At 66.0% G+C, this 561-nt stretch carries 1 protein-coding gene; it reads right to left on the bottom strand.

Going from position 1 to position 561, the window contains the following annotated elements:
• Positions 1-51: 51 nt before the first annotated feature.
• The coding region (locus tag AC1DDH_RS20460; RefSeq protein WP_476956208.1) for a hypothetical protein at positions 52-561 on the bottom strand (510 nt) is incomplete at its 5' end.

Here is a 561-nt window from a genome sequence, read left to right as displayed (position 1 = left end):
GGGCAGTATCGGCGCAACATGTAGGAGTGGATGCAGGCAGCCGACGCAACGCTAGAAGAAGGTGCGGTAGCGGAAGTAGCCGTTTGTCCGCGCCGTGGACTCCATCTTTCCGGTGGGTCGGAACGCGCACCGCGAGTCGTGGATGTAGTCGTCCATGAGCTTGTGCACGCTTGGTGGCAGGGCGCCCGGCGCTTCCAGTGCTGCCAGCAGGCGAGCCGTGGCGGCATCCACGCGCGGCGCGTTGGCGATGCTCGGGCATACGCGGCCTCCTGCGGGAATAGGCGGACGCATCGCCACGCGCAAGCTTCGGTGGTGGGTGGCAAAGTCCTCGGCCCCTTCACGCAGGTCGATCTGGTCGGGGTCCTTTCTCGCCCGCTGGTAGAAGCGGCGTCGCTCCAGCGCCTGGCCCGGCAAGTGCAGGCCGCTGCGCCATTGCAGGTACTGATGGGTATGCGCCTCGAGGAAGGCTTGCGTTGCCGGCTTGCCGGTGGCACTTGGCGCGATGCCACAGGTCGCATAGAAGTCATTGACGGTGGCGATCAGGTCCGGGGAGCAATGGAA

The organism is Arthrobacter sp. 10T425 (assembly GCF_056393985.1).
The sequence above is the reverse complement of the archived record's forward strand: the minus strand, read 5'-3'. Positions and strand labels throughout refer to the sequence as shown.